We start from the raw sequence: 14,557 nt of genomic DNA, 5'->3' as shown, positions 1-14,557 counted from the left end.
AGCGAGAAGATGGCCCTCGTCCAGCTCACGATCAGCGCGCTGCCCGCCCACGTGCGCACGGCCCGCCTGATGGCGACCGCCGTCGCGCGCCGGGCGGGCATCGCCGAATCCGCCCTCGACGAGATCAGGCTCGCCGTCGGTGAGGCATGCTCGCGCGCCGTGGAGGCGCATAGAGCCCACTGCCCCGGCCGGCCGATCGAGATCGAGCTCATCGACGGATCGGACGCCAGGCCGCCCGGGCGCGGCGGGCCGACGATCCCCGCCCCCGCCAACGGCCGCGCCGCCAAGCGGTTCGAGGTCGTCGTCTCCGACCGGGCCCCGGCCAAGGAGCCCGACGCCGACCGGAGCTCCCCCGCCTCCCTCGGCGGCACCGCCAACGGCGTCTACCCGGGCGAGCACACGCCGCCCGGCGGCGTCTCCGGCCTCTCCCCCGACGTCGGCCTGGCGGTGATCATCGGGCTCGCCGACGAGGTGAGCATCGAGCCCGCCGAGGACGGCACCGTGGTCCGGATGAGCTGGCCCCTGACCCCCCCGGACGGCCAGGGCCCCCAGCTCGTCGGCTGACGCCCCGCCCGGCGGCCGGCTCGGCCGCACCGCCGGGCGCCGGTGGCGCTCCGCCCGGGTACTCTGCTCCGTGATGCACAGACACCTCACGGCCGCCGCTCTGGGCTGCGCCGCGGCGCTGCTCGCCGCCGGCTGCGGCCCCTCCGCCGAAGCGGGCGGCGGGTCCGTCGCCGATGTGCGGGGCGCCACCCTGCACACCAGCGAGGGCGACATCGAGCTCGTCCTCTTCCCCGACCGCGCCCCGGAGACGGTGGGCAACTTCGCCGAGCTGGCCGAGGGCGACCCCGGGTTCTACGACGGCACGGTCTTCCACCGGGTCATCCCCGACTTCATGATCCAGGGCGGGGACCCGGACGGCACCGGGGCCGGCGGCCCCGGCTACACCTTCGACGACGAGATCGACGAGTCGCTCACCTTCGCCGAGCCCGGCATGCTGGCCATGGCCAACTCGGGGCCGGACACCAACGGGTCGCAGTTCTTCGTCACCACCGCGCCCACCCCGCACCTGAACGGCAGGCACACCGTCTTCGGCGAGGTCGCCGACGGGGAGAGCCTGGAGGTGGCCGACGCCATCTCCCGGGTGCCGACCGAAGGCGCGGACCGCCCGGTCGAGGACGTGGTGCTGGAGTCGGTGGAGATCCACCGCAAGACAGGCTGATTCGAATATCTCCGATCACATGCCCCTTTCTGGATCCCGCCCTCCTACGCGAAGCACGGCACCGCCTTCCAGAGAAGTGAACCGAGTCGGCCATGTTCAACATTTGCTAGACGCGTGTGCAACGCTCGCGTAGAGTCGGAGTCATGGCTCAGACGATCGGTTTCCGCCCGACGGAAGAAGATCAGCGAATCATCCGGTTCGCCTTGCAAGAAGGGGAACGTACCAGCGATGTCATCCGCCGGGCGCTGCGTGCCCTGGAGCGGGAAAGCTGGCTTGAGAGCGCGCGCAAGGACGCCGAGCGGCTCAGCGACGAGAACCTTGCAAGCGAAGAGGACGCCTGGTGATCCGAGGGGCCCTCTACCGAGTTGATCTCGGAGAGGCCAAGCGCGGGCACGAGCAGCGAGGACGCCGCTACGGCCTTGTTCTCAGCCCGACATCGATGCCGTGGAGCACCGCGACGGTCATTCCGACCTCGACGAGTGCCCAGGCCGCCGTTTTCCGCCCCGAGTTGGAGGTCGACGGTCGGCTGACTTTGTTTCTCATCGATCAGATCCGCAGCATCGACACCGATTACATCCACGGCGATCCCGTCCACTACCTGGATCCCTACGAGATGGGCCAGATCGAGCGTGCGGTCATCTTGTACCTCGGCCTGTAGCGAAGGCCCCGGCCGAGTGTGAGGCTCCGTCCCGGGTCCACACGGAAGCGCGCCCCCTTGCCCCCCTGCGCCCTCTCCGGCGGGCTCGGGCCCGGGCCTGGGCGCATCAGCAGCAGGCGACCGGGCCGCCGTGCCGCACCAGGTAGCCCGAGCAGGGGTCGCCCGGGCGGGCGTAGGGCGAGGCGCTGCCGAGCACGGTCAGTTCCACCGGGGCTCCGTTCCTGTTCGCTCCCTGCCGGCTCCGCGGCCGGGTCCCCGGCCGGAGCCGCGGGTCAGTCGCACTTCTGGGTGTCGACGGGGGCGCTCGCCTCGGCCCCGGCGGCGGCGTTCCCGGCCACCTCGTCGGCGGTGAGCACGTAGCCGGTCTCGTCCTCGTTGGTGGCGGCGGCGAAGACCACCCCGTAGACGGTGCCCTCCGCGGAGAGCAGCGGGCCGCCGGAGTTGCCCGGCCGGACCAGCGCGCGGACCTGGTAGATCTCCCGGCTGACCTGGTTCTCGTGGTAGAAGTCGGGGCCCTGGGCGGTCTGCTCGGCCCGGATCCGGGCCGGCACCGCGGTGAACCCGTTGTTCTTCGGGAACCCGGCGACCACCGCGTCGTCGCCCTTCTCCGCCTCGTGCTCGAACTCCAGCGGGTCCAGGCCCAGCCCCGGCACGTCCAGGACGGCGATGTCCATCTCCGGGTCGTACAGCACGACCGTGGCGGGGAGCTGCTTGCCCGCCCGGGTGACCACCCGGAGGTCCTCGGTGACGCCGGCGACCACGTGCGCGTTGGTCATGATCCGGTCCCGCTCGTAGGCGAAGCCGGTGCCCTCCACCCGGCGCTGGCAGCTGGGCGCGGTGCCGAGCACCTTGACGATGCTCTGGCTGGCGCCGCGGAGCTCCTCGGTGGTGAGCACCGCGGGGTCGGGCGGGGCGACCTCGGCCGGCTCGCCGGTGCCCAGGCCGCTGAAGACCTGCGGGAAGGCGCTCTGGTCGACGATCTTGCGGAAGGTGGAGAACCAGGTGCTCGCGGCCTCCGGCATGGCCCGGTCGACCGCGTGCAGCACCCGGGAGTTCTGCACCTGGCCGGTGACCACCGGCAGCGAGGAGTTGGCCACCGCGCTGCCCACCAGCCAGGCCACCAGCAGCACCGACGCGGCGCTGACCAGGGCGCCGCCCATCGCGTCCAGTACCCGCGCGGAGTCCCGGGTGACCCGGTTGCGCACCAGGGCGCCGAGGTAGGAGGCGAGGAACTGGCCCATCGCCGCGGAGAGGAAGACCACCGCGATGGCCAGCAGCGCCTGCCGCCCCGGGTCGGCGACCAGCTGCTGGATCAGCGGGGGCGCGCCGAGCGCCGCCAGCACGCCGCCGCCGATGAAGCCGCCGAAGCTCATGATGCCGACGATGAACCCCTGCCGGTACCCGGAGCCCGCGAACAGCAGCACCAGGACGACGAGGAGCACGTCCAGCACGATGCCTTCCATCCCGTTACGCTATCCCTGCCCGCCGGCGGCGGTCCGGGCCGGTTCCGCGGGCGGCACCAGCCGCACCACCTCCGCCCGCCCGGCCTCGTTCCACGGCCGCTGCCATCCGCCCAGGGTGAGCAGGGCGTCCAGCACCGCCGCGGTGAAGCCCCACACCAGCATCCCGCCGGCGCGGAACCCGGGGCCGGTCCGGCGGCCGGACACCTCGACCACGACCCGGTTGGCCGGGTCGGCGAGCTCGGCGACCGGCACGGTGACGGCGTTGGCGACCTCTCCGGCGTCCGCGGCGTGCACCGCGGAGGGCTCCCGCCACCAGGCCAGCACCGGCCGGACGCGGAACCCGCTGTGCCGGATGTAGAGCTCGGGGAGGAGGCCCAGCGGCACGATCCCGGCCGGGTCGACCCCGGTCTCCTCCACGGCCTCGCGGACCGCGCACTCCTCGGGGGTCCGGTCGCCCTCCTCGAACGAGCCGCCGGGGAAGGCCGGCTGGCCGGAGTGGCGGCGCAGCCCGTCGTTCCGCTGGATCAGCAGCAGCTCGGGGCCGGCCGCGCCGCAGCCGAACAGCACCAGTACGGCCGAGCGGCGGCCGCCCTCGGCGGGCGGGCGCATGATCGGCGGCACCTCCATCCGGGCACCGGCCTCGGCCAGCGCGGTGAGCCATCCCGGCGGGGTCCGTCCGTCCATCCGCTCCCTCTCCTCGGTGCCGGCGCTCATGCCCGGGGCCCGTCGCGCAGCAGCGACCGGGCGGTCTCCGGGTCGGTGGGCCCCTCTCCGTAGGACGGGCACATCGGGGCCAGCGCGCACGCGCCGCAGGCCGGCCTGCGCGCGTGGCAGACCCTGCGGCCGTGCCAGATCACCCGGTGCGAGAGCATCGTCCAGTCCTTCGGCGGGAACAGGGAGGCGACCTCCTTCTCCGCCTTGACCGGGTCGGTCCGGGCGGTCCAGCCCCATCTGCGGGTGAGCCGGCCGAAGTGGGTGTCCACCGTGATCCCCGGTACCCCGAAGGCGTTGCCGAGAACCACGTTGGCGGTCTTGCGTCCGACGCCGGGCAGGGTGACCAGCTCCTCCAGGGTCCCGGGGACCTCCCCGCCGAACCGGTCGCGCAGCGCGGCGGCCAGGCCGAGCAGGGAGGCGGCCTTGGCGCGGTAGAAGCCGGTCGGGCGGATGATCGCCTCGATCCGCTCCGGGTCGGCGGCGGCCATGTCGTCCGGTCCGGGGAAGGCCGCGAACAGCGCCGGTGAGACCCGGTTCACCCGGGTGTCGGTGGTCTGCGCGGAGAGCACCGTGGCGACCAGCAGCTGGAAAGGGTTCTCGAAGTCGAGTTCGCAGCGCGCGTCGGGGTACAGCTCGGCCAGGGTGCGGTTGATCCGCCGGGCCCTGCGCACCAGTCCCGTTCGCGTCTCGGGCTTCCTGGGGCGGATCCGCCCGGCCCCGGCCGTACTCGTCGCCATGCCGCCAGGGTAGGGCCTGGAAGGGGAGGCGCCCGGACGGTGATCCAGATTATGTCCGCAATGTCGTGAGAACGGCGCTGCCAGCACGGCATGGGCGGGAGAAGCCGTTTAAGATCGTGAGGGCTGACGTCGGCTGTGACGGGGCCGGTCGCCCGAACGGACGACAAGCCGAAACGACGACCTGGCTTCCCACGCGGATGCGATATAGGTCACAGTAGTTGACGGTCAGGTTGCAAGGAGGAAGCGGTGGACGAAACCAACGAGGTGCTGCGGAAGGCGCCCCTCTTCGAGGCACTGGACGAGGACGCGACCGCCGCGCTGCGCGCGTCGGTGAGCGAGGTGCGCCTCGGTCGGGGGCAGACGCTCTTCGCCGAAGGCGACGAGGGGGACCGCCTCTACGTCGTGCTGAGCGGCAAGGTGAAGCTGACCCGCTCCGCCGTGGACGGCAGGGAGAACCTGCTGGCCGTCCTCGGCCCGGGCGAGATGTTCGGCGAGCTGTCGCTGTTCGATCCCCGCCCGCGCACCGCCAGCGCCATCGCGGTGACCGACACGGTCCTGGCGGGGCTGGGCCACGACGACCTCCGCCCGTTCATCGCCAGCCAGCCCCAGGTGTCGCTGCAGCTGCTCAAGGCGCTCGCGGCCCGGCTGCGGCGGACCAACGACGTGATGAGCGACCTGGTCTTCACCGACGTCCCGGGGCGCGTCGCCAAGCAGCTCCTGGAGCTCGCCGAGAAGTTCGGCAAGGAGGGCGAGGACGGGCTGCACGTGCACCACGACCTCACCCAGGAGGAGCTGGCGCAGCTCGTCGGCGCCTCCCGCGAGACGGTGAACAAGGCGCTGGCCGAGTTCGCGCTGCGCGGCTGGCTGCGCATCGAGGCCAAGGCCGTGGTCCTGCTCGACATCGAGCGGATGCGCCGCCGGGCCCGCTAGGGGCCGCCCCGGACCGCCGCCGGGGAGCCCGCCCCGGCCCGGGGCGGGCTCCCCGGCGGCGCTCTCATGCCTCCTCCGCCTCCGCCGGGAGGCGGCCGATGTCGCCGCGCTCGGTCAGGTAGCGCAGCTGCGCCCGGACCGACGACTCCGCGGCGCCGAGCACCGCCGGGTCCACCCCCGCGTAGACCACCGCGGTGACCTCGGCCGGTGAGGCCGCGCCGCCGCGGACCGCCTCGGCGACCTGGGCCAGCCGCTCCTCCCGGTGCGCGATGTAGCCCTCCAGCACGCCGAGCGGGTCGGTCAGGATCGGCCCGTGCCCGGGGAGCAGGGCCCGCAGCTCCTCGGTGCGCGCCAGCCCGCGCAGCCGGTAGAGGGTGTCCATGTAGGCGGCGAGGCCGCCGTCGCCGTCCATGATGACCGTGGTGCCGCGGCCCAGCACGGTGTCGCCGGTGAGCAGCACCCCGTCGGCCGGGAGCAGCAGGCAGACCGAGTCGGCGGTGTGCCCGGGGGCGGCGACCACCCGCACTTCCAGCCCCCCGGCCTCGATGGTCCGGCCGTCCTCCAGGTCCTCTCCGCCGATCCGGTGCTCCGGGTCGACCGCGTGCACCGGCGACCCGGTGAGCTCGGAGAAGTAGCGGGCGCCCTCGCCGTGGTCGAAGTGGTGGTGGGTGAGGAGGGTGGCCACCACCCGCGCGCCCTGCTCCTGCACGGTCCGGGCGACCCGCTCCAGGTGGCGCTCGTCGTGCGGCCCGGGGTCGACCACGACGACGTCGCGCGCGCCGGGTTCGCGCAGGATCCAGGTGTTGGTGCCGTCCAGCGTCATCGGGCCCGGGTTGGGGCAGAGCACGCAGCCGGCGCGGAGCGTCCCGGAACCGTCGATCCTCATCGGGTGCCTCCTTCCTGCCCGCCGGGCAGCGGGTAGACGGCGCCGTCCGGGACGACGATGCGCTGCTCGCCGTCGATCTCGCGGAGCACCGGCTCGATCGGGAAGATGCTGCGGTGGCCGGCGGTCGCCTCCGCCACCGACCCGCATTCGGCGAGGTCCATGCAGGTGGCGACGGTGGGCGGGAGCATCGCCAGCTCACCGGCGCGCCACCGGCGGACCGCCTCGGCGGGGCGGATCCAGGCCACCCGGTCGGCCTCCCCGCCGACGTCGCGGGTCTGCTGCCCCTCCGGCAGCAGCGCGGTGAAGAACCGGGTGTCGAAGCGGCGCGGCTCGCCCGCCGGGGTGATCCACTGCGACCAGGCGCGCAGCAGGTCGGTGCGGAGCACCAGGCCGCGCCGGGAGAGCAGGTCGGCGAAGGAGAGCGAGCGGTCGATGAGGGCGAGCCGGTCGGCCTCCCAGTCGTCGCCGCGGGTGTCGGCGACGACCCGGTCCGCCGACGGCCCGGCGAGCAGCACGCCGGATTCCTCGAAGGTCTCCCGGACCGCCGCGCAGACCAGGGCGCGGGCGGCGGGCACCCCGGTGCCGAGGATGCGCGCCCACTCCTCGGGGCCCGGACCGGTCCAGCCGGTGTCCCGGTCGGCGTCGCGCCCGTCCACCCGGCCGCCCGGGAACGCGTACGCGCCCGGGGCGAAGGGCATGGACGGGGCGCGCCGCAGCATGTAGACCTCGATGCCGCCGCCGGGCCCGGGGGCCTCGCGGAGCAGCATCACCGTGGCGGCGTCGCGCGGCCGCACCGGCTCTTTCGTCATCCTCGACCTCCTCCGGGGGCGATGGCCGAACGGTACCCCGCCGGAGGAGGGCGCACGGCCCCCGGGGTGCGGCCGGGCCCGGCCGCCGGAGCGGCGGCCATGAGGCCGCGGCCCCGCCAGAGTGCTCTGGCGGGGCCGCGGCGCCGGGACCTGTGAGGAGGGCTCAGCCGACCTCGACGACCATCTCCACCTCGACCGGGACGTCCAGCGGCAGCGCGGCGACCCCGACCGCGCTCCGGGCGTGCACGCCCGCCTCGCCGAACACCTCGCCGATCAGCTCGCTGGCGCCGTTGATCACCTGCGGCTGCCCGCTGAACCGGGGATCGCTGGCGACGAAACCGACCAGCTTGACCACGCGGCGCACCGCGGACAGCTCGCCGACCTCGGCCTTGATCGCGGCGAGGCCGTTCAGCGCGCAGATCCGGGCGAGCTCGGCGGCCCGCTCGGGGGTCACTTCGGCGCCGACCTTGCCGGTGCCGGCCGGGGCGCCGTCCACCATCGGGATCTGGCCGGAGACGTAGACGTGGTCGCCGGTGCGCACCGTCGGAGCGTAGGCGGCCAGCGGTTTGACCACCTCGGGCAGGTCCAGGCCGAGCTCGGCGAGGCGCTCCTCGGGGGTGGCCATCGCTACTTCTCCCGCTTCATGTAGGCGACCAGCTGCTGGTTGCGCGGGTCTCCGTCCACGGACGGGCCGGGGATGACGGAGACGAGCTCCCACCCGTCCTCGCCCCAGTTGTCGAGAATCTGCTTCGTCGCGTGCGACAGCAGCGGCACCGTCGCGTACTCCCACTTCGTCATGGGCGCCAGCCTACTCATCCCGGCCGCCGCGCCCCGACATAGACTCCGAGGGGTGAGCCAACGCGATCCCGACCCGAGCGGCGGCGTCCGGCTGCACGTGGTGACCGGCAAGGGCGGCACGGGCAAGACGACCGCCGCCGCCGCGCTCGCCCTGGCCCTGGCCGCCGACGGGGGGCGGGTGCTCCTGGTGGAGGTCGAAGGCCGCCAGGGCATCGCCGAGCTGTTCGGGCGGCCGCCGCTCCCCTACGAGGAGCGCAAGGTCGCCGAGGCCCGCGGCGGCGGCGAGGTGTTCGCGCTCGCCGTCGACGCGGAGGCGGCCCTGCTGGAGTACCTGGAGCTGTTCTACGGGATGCGCCGGGCCGGGCAGGCGCTCACCCGGTTCGGCGCGGTCGACTTCGCCACCACCATCGCGCCCGGCGTGCGCGACGTGCTGCTCACCGGCAAGGCGGTGGAGGCGGTGCGCCGCCGCCGGGGCGGCCGCCGCCCCCTCGGCCAGGCCGCCGACGAGCCGCACGTCTACCGGGCCGTGGTGATGGACGCCCCGCCCACCGGGCGCATCGCGCAGTTCCTCAACGTCAACGCCGAGGTCGCCGGGCTGGCCCGGATCGGTCCGGTGCGCACCCAGGCGGACAAGGTGATGGAGACGATCCGCTCGGCGCGGACCTCGGTCCACTTCGTGACCCTGCTGGAGGAGATGCCGGCCCAGGAGACCGCGGACGGGGTGGCCGAGATCCGCGCGGCCGGGATGAACCCGGGCCGGCTGATCGTGAACATGGTCCGCGAGCCGCTCTTCCCCCCGGAGGTGCTGGCCGCCGCGGAGCGCGGCGAGGTCGACGTGGAGTCGCTGGTCCAGGGGGTGAAGGCGGCCCGGCTGGACCGGCCCTCCGAGACCGCGGCCGGGCTGGCCCGGGAGGTGGCCGCGCACGCCCGCCGGGTGCGGGCCGAGGCGGCCGTCCGCGCCCGGCTGGACGGGGTCGGCCTGCCCGCGGTGGACCTGCCCTACCTGGGCGAGGGGATCGACACCGCGGCGCTGTACCGGCTCGCCGACCGGCTGGCCGGGCAGGGGGGCGCCGGGTGAGCGCGGAGCGGTTGGACGTGGACGCCCTGCTGGCCGACCCCGGGGTGCGCACCATCGTGTGCTGCGGTTCGGGCGGGGTCGGCAAGACCACCACCGCGGCCGCGCTCGGGGTTCGGGCCGCGGAGATGGGCCGGGGCGCGGTGGTCATCACGGTCGACCCGGCGCGGCGGCTGGCCCAGTCGCTGGGGCTGACCGAGCTGGACAACACCCCGCGCCCGGTTCCGCTGCCGGGCGCCGCGGAGGCCGGCGGCTCGCTGCACGCGATGATGCTGGACATGAAGCGCACCTTCGACGAGATCGTCGAGGCGCACGCCGACCCCGAGCGGGCCCGGGAGATCCTGGCCAACCCCTTCTACCGGTCGATGTCCTCCAGCTTCTCCGGCACCCAGGAGTACATGGCGATGGAGAAGCTCGGGCAGCTCCGGGAGAGCGGCGAGTGGGACCTGATCGTGGTGGACACCCCGCCCAGCAGGTCGGCGCTGGACTTCCTGGACGCGCCCAAGCGGCTCGGCCGGTTCCTGGACGGCCGGCTGATCCGGATCCTCGGCGCGCCCGCCCGGACCGGGGCGTTCCGGCTGCTCGGTGCGGGCGTCGGGGCGGTGACCGGAATCATCTCCAAGGTCGTGGGCGCCCAGGCGCTGAAGGACGTACAGTCGTTCATCTCGTCCTTCGACGCGGTGTTCGGCGGCTTCCAGGAGCGCGCCGAGCGCACCTACCGGCTGCTGCAGGCCCCGGGGACCGCGTTCCTCGTGGTCGCCGTCCCGGAGCCGGACGCGCTGCGCGAAGCGGACTACTTCATGGAGCGGCTGGCGGCCGACCGGATGCCGCTGGCGGGGGTGGTGCTGAACCGGACCCACCGGCCCGAGGCGGACGGCCCCCCGGCGGAGGAGGCGCTGGCCGCGTCCCGGGAGCTGGAGGCCGGCGGCGAGCACCCGCTGGCCGCGGCGGCGCTGCTGCTGCACGCGCGCGCGGCCCGGCTGCGCGACCGGGAGGCGGGGCTGCGCGGGCGACTCACCGCGGCGCACCCGCGGATCCCGGTCGCCGAGGTCCCGGCGCGGGCGGAGGACGTGTACGACATCGGCGCCCTGCGCGAGGTGGGAGAGGCGCTGGGCGAGGCCGGTCCGGACGGTGTGCCAGGATGAGGAGCAGGGCCCGAAATGACCTGTGGCACAGCCGATTCGGGCCGTCCGTTTCTCTCTCCGCGCCGGCGTCGGGCGGCGCATAGTCTGATGGGGTGGGTCAGGGGAGAATGCTGCAGAGAATCGGTCAGCTGATGGGAGTCGGCGTGATCGCCGGCGTGCTGGTGGCGGCCATCGTGCTGCCCGCCGTGGGCGGTCTGGGCATCACCGCGCGCAACGTGGCCACCGGCTTCATGAACATGCCGAGCGACCTGGAGACGCCCCCGCCTCCGCAGCGGTCGGTGATCTACGACCGCGAGGGCGGCGTGATCGCGGAGATCTACGACAAGAACCGCGAGCTGGTCTCGCTGGACGACATGTCGCCGGTGATGCAGGACGCCATCATCTCGATCGAGGACTCGCGCTTCTACGAGCACGGCGGCATCGACATCTCGGGCACCTTCCGCGCCGCGCTGCGCACCCTGAGCGGCTCCACCCAGGGCGGCTCCTCGCTCACCCAGCAGTACGTGAAGAACGTCCTGGTGGAGAGCGCCGACTCCCAGGCCGAGCAGGAGGAGGCCCGGGAGACCACCCTCGCCCGCAAGCTGCGCGAGCTGCGCTACGCCCTCACCATCGAGAAGCGGATGAGCAAGGACGAGATCCTCGAGGGCTACCTGAACATCGCCTACTTCGGCGACGGCGCCTACGGCGTGGAGTCCGCGGCCCGGCACTTCTTCGACATCCCCGCCTCCGAGCTGAACCTCTCCCAGTCGGCGACGCTGGCCGGCGCGGTGCGCTACCCCTACCTGTACAACCCCCGGCTCAACCCGGAGGACGCCCAGGACCGCCGGGACGTGGTGCTGGACCGGATGGTGCAGGTCGGCACCGTCACCGAGAAGGAGGCCGAGGAGGCCAAGTCGGTCGAGCTCACCGACGAGCTGGAGCCCACCGACCAGTCCAACGGGTGCGTGCCCAGCAAGCAGCCGTTCTTCTGCGACTACGTGGTCCAGGAGATCGAGAAGAACGAGCAGTTCGGCGAGAACGAGACCGAGCGCGCCCGCTGGCTGCGCACCGCCGGCCTGGAGATCCACACCACGCTCGACCCGGACATGCAGAAGGCCGCGCAGAAGGCGGTCGACAAGTGGGTGCCGCGCAAGAACAAGTCCAAGAAGGTCGCCGCCGAGGTGCTGATCGAGCCGGGCACCGGTGAGATCCGCTCGATGGCGCAGAGCCGCAACTACGGGCCGGACGAGTCCAAGCTCGGCGAGACCTCGATCAACTTCGCCACCGACGCCGACCGGGGCGGCAGCACCGGCTTCCAGGCCGGATCGACCTTCAAGGCGTTCACCCTGGCCGCCGCGCTGGACGAGGGCAAGGGCTTCGGCACCTCCTTCGGGGGCGGCAGCAGCACCACGGTGACCGGGCAGCGCAACTGCAACGGCGACCCGCTCGCCCCGTGGCCGGTGAAGAACGCCGGCGACACCGAGGGCGGCGGGAGCAGCATGATCTCCGGAACCAAGGGGTCGGTGAACACCTACTTCGCGCAGCTGCAGAAGTCCGTCGGGCTGTGCGACGTGATCAAGATGTCGGAGAGGCTCGGCGTGCACCGGGCCGACGGCCAGTCCTTCGACAACCCGCACACCCAGGCCAACAACTCCTTCACCCTGGGCAGTGAAGAGGTCTCCCCGATGACCGTGGCCAACGCCTACGCGGTCTTCGCCTCCGGCGGAACCTACTGCGAGCCGCAGGCCATCACCTCGATCAACGACCGCCAGGCCGGCAAGACCATCGAGATCGAGTCGGAGTGCGAGCGGGCGATCGACAAGGACGTCGCCGCCGGGGTGAGCTACCTGCTGCAGCAGACCTTCAAGGGCGGTACCACCTCCGGGCTGGGCATCGGCCGCCCGGCGGCGGCCAAGACCGGTACCACCGACGGGTCGGCGGCGGCCTGGTTCGCCGGATTCACCCCGAACCTGGCCAGCGCGGTCTTCGTCGGCGACCCGCGCGGCCCGCAGAACTACCCGCTGCGCGGCGTCACCATCGGCGACCGCTACTACGGCCAGGTCTACGGGGCGACCATCCCCGGCCCGATCTGGCAGGAGACGATGTCCGAGGCCGTGAAGAAGGTCCCGGAGAAGGGCTTCCCGGGCGCCCCGTCCAAGTACCGCGGCGGGGGCGGCGGCAGCGCCCAGCCGACCTCGAACAACGCGGCGGCCGAGGGCGGCGTGCCCGACGTCGTGGGGCAGCGGGAGAGCGCGGCCGTCTCGGCCCTGGAGGACGCCGGCTACCAGGTGAGCGTGGCGTCGAACCGGGTGCGCTCGACCGAGGCCGAGGGCACCGTGGCCGCGATCAACCCCGACCCCGGCACGGTGCTGCCGGAGGGCGCCACGGTCAACGTGTTCCTCAGCGGCGGCTCCGGCCGCTCGGTGCCGGAGCAGGGTGCGGAGACCGGCGGCGAGGCCGGCGTGGTGCCGGCGGGCCGGCCTCCGCACGAGGACGAGTGAGCGGTGCTCAGCCGGCCAGCTGGCGCTTGACCTCGGCGGCCACCCGCGAGCCCTCGGCCCGCCCGGCGACCTTGGGGTTGACCAGCTTCATGACCGCGCCCATGCCCTTGGGGCCGGTCGCCCCGGACTCGGCGACGGCGTCGGCCACCAGGGCGGTGAGCTCGGCGTCGTCCAGCTGGGCCGGGAGGTACTCGGAGAGCACCTCGGCCTCGGCCCGCTCGTCGGCGGCCTTGTCCGCACGGCCGCCGGCGGCGAAGGCCTCGGCGGCCTCGCGGCGCTTCTTGGCCTCCCGGGTGAGCAGCCGGACGATGTCGTCGTCGGCCAGCTCGCGCGCGGCACCGCCGGCGACCTCCTCGTTGGACACGGCGGTCAGGGCCATGCGCAGCGTGCGGAGGCGCACCGCGTCGCGCGCCTTCATGGCGGCGGTGAGGTCGGACTTCAGGCGGTCTTTGAGTTCGGACATGGCACTGATCATAGAGCGATCGCCCGCGGCGCCCCCACGGCTTTTCCCCGGCCTGTGGACGGAACCCGGGCGGCACGGAGGGAGCAGCCGCAATGAGCAGGCGACATGAGGGGTGGCGGCGGGCCGCCCGGGCGGCGGCGGTGGCCGGCGCCGTCGGCGCCGCCGGGATCGGCTACGCCGCGGTCATCGAGCGGAACTGGTTCCGGCTGCGCCGGCACGAGCTTCCGCTGCTGCCCGAGGGGAGCCCGCGGCTGCGGGTGCTGCACCTGTCCGACGCCCACCTGACCCCGGGCCGCCGGATGCTCATCGACTGGGTGCGCGGCCTGGAGCGGTACGAGCCGGACCTGGTGGTCAACACCGGCGACTCGCTGGCCCACCCGGACGCGGTGGAGCCGTTCATCGAGGCGCTGGGCCCGCTGCTGGACCGGCCCGGCGCGTTCGTCTACGGCTCCAACGACCTGTTCTCGCCGCGCCCCAAGAACCCGGCCCGCTACCTGTGGCGCAGCAGCAAGAAGGACTACCGCGAGCGGGTCGAGCCGGACCTGCCCTGGCGCGAGCTGGGCGCCGCGATGGCCGGCGCCGGCTGGCTGGACCTGAACAACCGGAAGGGCCGGATCAGCGCCGGCGGGCTGAGCGTCGCGGCGGCCGGGGTGCACGACTCGCACATCGGCCTGGACCGCTACGAGGAGGTGGCCGGCCCCGCCGCGGCCTCGGCCGACCTCCGGCTGGGCGTGCTGCACTCCCCCGAGCCGGCCAACCTGGACCGGTTCGCCGCCGACGGTTACCGGCTGCTGCTGGCCGGGCACACCCACGGCGGCCAGATCTGCATGCCGTTCTCCGGGACGCTCGTGACCAACTGCGGGATCGACCGGCGCCGGGCCTGGGGGCTGAACCGGTACGGCGACGCCTGGCTGAACGTCTCCGGCGGCCTGGGCACCTCGCCCTACGCACCGGTCCGGTTCTGCTGCCGCCCGGAGGCCAGCCTGATCGACCTGGTTCCGGAGCGCCGCTGACCGTCCCGGTGCGGAGGCCCCGGCCCCGCGGTCCCCGGAGCGCCCCGCCCGCTCCCCGGTGCCCCGGTACCGCGGAGCGGGCGGGGCGCTCCGCTTTCGGCGCCCCTCTTCCCGCCCCGCCCGCCCCGGTGCCCGCCCCTCCCCCGCCTGCCCCGTTGTGACCC

At 73.8% G+C, this 14,557-nt stretch carries 17 protein-coding genes; 9 read left to right on the top strand and 8 right to left on the bottom strand.

Annotated elements, in window-relative coordinates:
• Positions 1-9 precede the first annotated feature (9 nt).
• The 4 genes from J0910_RS02615 (at position 10) to J0910_RS02600 (ending at position 1,880) form a co-directional block, all read left to right on the top strand.
• The gene (locus tag J0910_RS02615) at positions 10-564 is read left to right on the top strand and encodes an ATP-binding protein (protein WP_420156901.1); all 555 of its coding nucleotides are present in this window, start codon (positions 10-12) and stop codon (positions 562-564) included.
• A gap of 73 nt (positions 565-637) precedes the next feature.
• Positions 638-1,222 (top strand): peptidylprolyl isomerase, encoded by a 585-nt coding sequence (locus J0910_RS02610; protein ID WP_420156900.1) that lies wholly within the window; start codon positions 638-640, stop codon positions 1,220-1,222.
• 143 nt (positions 1,223-1,365) lie between these two features.
• The gene (locus J0910_RS02605) at positions 1,366-1,566 is read left to right on the top strand and encodes a hypothetical protein (protein ID WP_420156899.1); all 201 of its coding nucleotides are present in this window, start codon (positions 1,366-1,368) and stop codon (positions 1,564-1,566) included.
• Entirely contained in the window at positions 1,563-1,880 is a 318-nt protein-coding gene (locus J0910_RS02600; protein ID WP_420156898.1) for a type II toxin-antitoxin system PemK/MazF family toxin, read from the top strand. The genes J0910_RS02605 and J0910_RS02600 overlap by 4 nt, the downstream gene beginning before the upstream one ends.
• Before the next feature lie 272 nt (positions 1,881-2,152).
• Here J0910_RS02600 and J0910_RS02595 read toward each other — a convergent pair whose 3' ends face one another.
• Genes J0910_RS02595 through nth form a run of 3 tightly spaced genes read right to left on the bottom strand, consistent with a single transcriptional unit; the run spans position 2,153 to position 4,794 of the window.
• Positions 2,153-3,331, bottom strand: coding sequence for a MarP family serine protease (locus J0910_RS02595; RefSeq protein WP_420161869.1), 1,179 nt, complete (start codon positions 3,329-3,331; stop codon positions 2,153-2,155).
• Positions 3,332-3,352: 21 nt separating this feature from the next.
• Positions 3,353-4,027, bottom strand: a complete 675-nt coding sequence (locus tag J0910_RS02590; RefSeq protein ID WP_420156897.1) for an NUDIX hydrolase — start codon at positions 4,025-4,027, stop codon at positions 3,353-3,355.
• 26 nt (positions 4,028-4,053) lie between these two features.
• Positions 4,054-4,794, bottom strand: a complete 741-nt coding sequence (gene nth, locus J0910_RS02585; protein WP_420156896.1) for an endonuclease III — start codon at positions 4,792-4,794, stop codon at positions 4,054-4,056.
• Positions 4,795-5,040: 246 nt separating this feature from the next.
• Between nth and J0910_RS02580 the strand changes: the two genes are divergently transcribed.
• A complete protein-coding gene (locus J0910_RS02580) occupies positions 5,041-5,724 on the top strand; it encodes a Crp/Fnr family transcriptional regulator (protein WP_420156895.1) in 684 nt (227 codons plus the stop codon).
• Positions 5,725-5,788: 64 nt separating this feature from the next.
• Here J0910_RS02580 and J0910_RS02575 read toward each other — a convergent pair whose 3' ends face one another.
• The 4 genes from J0910_RS02575 to J0910_RS02560 form a co-directional block, all read right to left on the bottom strand.
• Positions 5,789-6,610, bottom strand: coding sequence for an MBL fold metallo-hydrolase (locus J0910_RS02575; protein ID WP_420156894.1), 822 nt, complete (start codon positions 6,608-6,610; stop codon positions 5,789-5,791).
• Positions 6,607-7,419: an NUDIX hydrolase gene (locus J0910_RS02570; RefSeq protein ID WP_420156893.1), complete on the bottom strand. Its 813-nt coding sequence runs from the start codon at positions 7,417-7,419 to the stop codon at positions 6,607-6,609. The genes J0910_RS02575 and J0910_RS02570 overlap by 4 nt, the downstream gene beginning before the upstream one ends.
• 163 nt (positions 7,420-7,582) lie before the next feature.
• Positions 7,583-8,044 (bottom strand): RidA family protein, encoded by a 462-nt coding sequence (locus tag J0910_RS02565; protein WP_420156892.1) that lies wholly within the window; start codon positions 8,042-8,044, stop codon positions 7,583-7,585.
• 2 nt (positions 8,045-8,046) lie between these two features.
• Entirely contained in the window at positions 8,047-8,217 is a 171-nt protein-coding gene (locus J0910_RS02560) for a Sp36 family protein (RefSeq protein ID WP_017595461.1), read from the bottom strand.
• 52 nt (positions 8,218-8,269) lie between these two features.
• On the opposite strand from J0910_RS02560, the gene bagA reads away from it, so the two are divergent.
• The 3 genes from bagA to J0910_RS02545 all read left to right on the top strand — a co-directional run bounded on the left by bagA (position 8,270) and on the right by J0910_RS02545 (position 12,917).
• The gene (gene bagA / locus J0910_RS02555; RefSeq protein ID WP_420156891.1) at positions 8,270-9,295 is read left to right on the top strand and encodes an ATPase BagA; all 1,026 of its coding nucleotides are present in this window, start codon (positions 8,270-8,272) and stop codon (positions 9,293-9,295) included.
• A complete protein-coding gene (gene bagB, locus J0910_RS02550) occupies positions 9,292-10,437 on the top strand; it encodes an ArsA family ATPase (protein WP_420156890.1) in 1,146 nt (381 codons plus the stop codon). Before bagA ends, bagB begins: the two co-directional genes overlap by 4 nt.
• A 107-nt stretch (positions 10,438-10,544) precedes the next feature.
• On the top strand, positions 10,545-12,917 hold the full coding sequence (locus tag J0910_RS02545; RefSeq protein ID WP_420156889.1) for a penicillin-binding protein: 2,373 nt from the start codon (positions 10,545-10,547) through the stop codon (positions 12,915-12,917).
• A 7-nt stretch (positions 12,918-12,924) separates the two neighbouring features.
• Here J0910_RS02545 and J0910_RS02540 read toward each other — a convergent pair whose 3' ends face one another.
• Positions 12,925-13,380, bottom strand: a complete 456-nt coding sequence (locus tag J0910_RS02540) for a GatB/YqeY domain-containing protein (protein WP_420156888.1) — start codon at positions 13,378-13,380, stop codon at positions 12,925-12,927.
• A 92-nt stretch (positions 13,381-13,472) separates the two neighbouring features.
• Between J0910_RS02540 and J0910_RS02535 the strand changes: the two genes are divergently transcribed.
• A complete protein-coding gene (locus tag J0910_RS02535; RefSeq protein WP_420156887.1) occupies positions 13,473-14,393 on the top strand; it encodes a metallophosphoesterase in 921 nt (306 codons plus the stop codon).
• Positions 14,394-14,557: the final 164 nt, after the last annotated feature.

The sequence above is a fragment of the Nocardiopsis oceanisediminis genome (assembly GCF_048595525.1).
Taxonomy (GTDB): Bacteria; Actinomycetota; Actinomycetes; order Streptosporangiales; family Streptosporangiaceae; genus Nocardiopsis_A; species Nocardiopsis_A oceanisediminis.
The sequence above is the reverse complement of the archived record's forward strand: the minus strand, read 5'-3'. Positions and strand labels throughout refer to the sequence as shown.

Excerpts from the sequence above, each read along its gene's own strand:
- J0910_RS02570 (WP_420156893.1), bottom strand. The coding sequence starts at position 7,419 with ATGACGAAAGAGCCGGTGCGGCCGCGCGACGCCGCCACGGTGATGCTG.
- J0910_RS02560 (WP_017595461.1), bottom strand. The coding sequence starts at position 8,217 with ATGACGAAGTGGGAGTACGCGACGGTGCCGCTGCTGTCGCACGCGACG.
- J0910_RS02610 (WP_420156900.1), top strand. The coding sequence starts at position 638 with ATGCACAGACACCTCACGGCCGCCGCTCTGGGCTGCGCCGCGGCGCTG.
- J0910_RS02590 (WP_420156897.1), bottom strand. The coding sequence starts at position 4,027 with ATGGACGGACGGACCCCGCCGGGATGGCTCACCGCGCTGGCCGAGGCC.
- J0910_RS02615 (WP_420156901.1), top strand. The coding sequence starts at position 10 with ATGGCCCTCGTCCAGCTCACGATCAGCGCGCTGCCCGCCCACGTGCGC.
- nth (WP_420156896.1), bottom strand. The coding sequence starts at position 4,794 with ATGGCGACGAGTACGGCCGGGGCCGGGCGGATCCGCCCCAGGAAGCCC.
- J0910_RS02545 (WP_420156889.1), top strand. The coding sequence starts at position 10,545 with ATGCTGCAGAGAATCGGTCAGCTGATGGGAGTCGGCGTGATCGCCGGC.
- J0910_RS02605 (WP_420156899.1), top strand. The coding sequence starts at position 1,366 with ATGGCTCAGACGATCGGTTTCCGCCCGACGGAAGAAGATCAGCGAATC.
- J0910_RS02540 (WP_420156888.1), bottom strand. The coding sequence starts at position 13,380 with ATGTCCGAACTCAAAGACCGCCTGAAGTCCGACCTCACCGCCGCCATG.
- J0910_RS02535 (WP_420156887.1), top strand. The coding sequence starts at position 13,473 with ATGAGCAGGCGACATGAGGGGTGGCGGCGGGCCGCCCGGGCGGCGGCG.
- J0910_RS02565 (WP_420156892.1), bottom strand. The coding sequence starts at position 8,044 with ATGGCCACCCCCGAGGAGCGCCTCGCCGAGCTCGGCCTGGACCTGCCC.
- J0910_RS02575 (WP_420156894.1), bottom strand. The coding sequence starts at position 6,610 with ATGAGGATCGACGGTTCCGGGACGCTCCGCGCCGGCTGCGTGCTCTGC.